This is a genomic window from Lactobacillus sp. MRS-253-APC-2B, assembly GCF_012843675.1.
GTDB lineage: Bacteria > Bacillota > Bacilli > Lactobacillales > Lactobacillaceae > Limosilactobacillus > Limosilactobacillus pulli.
This window is the reverse complement of sequence record NZ_JABAFO010000044.1, coordinates 1-1,477: the sequence shown is the minus strand read 5'-3', so window position 1 is coordinate 1,477 and position 1,477 is coordinate 1. Positions and strand designations below refer to the sequence as shown.

General features: G+C 43.7%; 1 protein-coding gene. It reads right to left on the bottom strand.

Translation table 11 applies throughout. The annotated features are described in order from the left end of the window. Positions 1-63: 63 nt before the first annotated feature. Positions 64-1,431 (bottom strand): IS3 family transposase, encoded by a 1,368-nt coding sequence (locus HF864_RS09340; RefSeq protein WP_169462713.1) that lies wholly within the window; start codon positions 1,429-1,431, stop codon positions 64-66. Between the last annotated feature and the right edge of the window lie 46 nt (positions 1,432-1,477).

Genomic DNA, 1,477 nt, shown 5'->3' with positions numbered 1-1,477 from the left:
TGGTGTGTACCCAAAAAGCTGGAATTGAATATTAATTACTTGTAAACTGAATAAAAATTTTTATTAGGCAGCCAGCCGTGCTTCATATTGGAGTGGGGTTAGGTTGCCTAATTTTGTTTGTATTCGGCGGTGGTTGTAGTAGTCAATCCAATCTTTAATGGCTTGAATTAAGTCTTCTTGATTGGCATAGTCAGTGTCCGGCTTGATTTCTGCTTTAAGTTTGCTAAAGACGGTCTCACAGGCGGCGTTATCCAGACACGTTGCTCGATGGGACATGCTTTGACGAATCCGGCCATGCTTTAATAAGACTCGCCAGGCACGATGCTGGTACTGCCAGCCTTGATCTGTGTGCAGAGTTAATTGATACCCAGTGTGCGGTAAAAGATCGATTAGCTTGTGCAGCGGCTTAAGGCTGAATTCGAGAGTTGGATGCGTCTCGATTTCCCAAGTCAGAATCTGGTTGGTTGCCAAATCCTTGATAATTTCCAGATAAACCTTACTACCGTCCTTAGCCTTCAATTCAGTAATGTCGCAGACCATCTTTTGATATTTGCGATTACTCATAAAGCGACGACGGATTACGTTTTTAGCCTTCTTACCCAATGGACCCTTGGAAGAATCGTACTTGCGGCGGCGTTTGCTGTATTTCGTACACTTAAGGCCCATCTCACGCATCAAGCGGTAAATTCGTTTGTGATTGGGCAGTGGACGACTGATAATTCGGTAGTAGTCACGTACTTGCGCGCTCAGCCGCCGAACGCCATAGTCACCCTCAAAATATTCGAACAAGCCCTTGATGACGGATTTAAGCTCTTCTTCAGCTTCATCAGGGTGTTCAAATTTAGCCTGCCAATACTGGTAAGTCGACATGGAGATTGGCAGTGCTTCAATAAGGTCTTTCAAACGATATTTTGCCTTGAGGTCATAAATTACTTGGGCAAGTTCTTGTTTGGATGCTTTCTCAAGGCTGCCAATTTTTTTGAGGCGTCGAGTTGAATCTTTAAGGATAAGTTCTCTTTTTGGAGAAGTTGATTCTGTTTCTTTAAACGTTGAATCTCTTTCTCGTGATTTGAGATCATGTTTTGATTTCCTTCCTGGTCGTAGTTTTAAGAGGGCCGGTGCTCCATGTTCGTTGTACTGACGCTCCCATTGATAGACAGAGCCTGATGAACGAAAGCCAAAGTGGATACAGGTCTCTGGAATGGAAGCTAGGTTTTGTTGCTTCCACTTTACCAGATTTAAGCGGAAATCCCCAGTTACGGTTGGTGGATTCAATAGTTTTTCCTTGCCGAAACGTGCATAAATACCCACGCAGATTTGAAAGTCAAGCTTTGCAATCCCGTATTTGCGAGCGATCCCCAGCAGAGAACTTGCCGTTGTACAGTACTCTTCAATTGCCTTGATCTTAGTCTCTATGCTGATTTTGGTCATAAAAATACCCCCAAAGTTGTATTTCCAACTTTGGGGGTACGGGTCA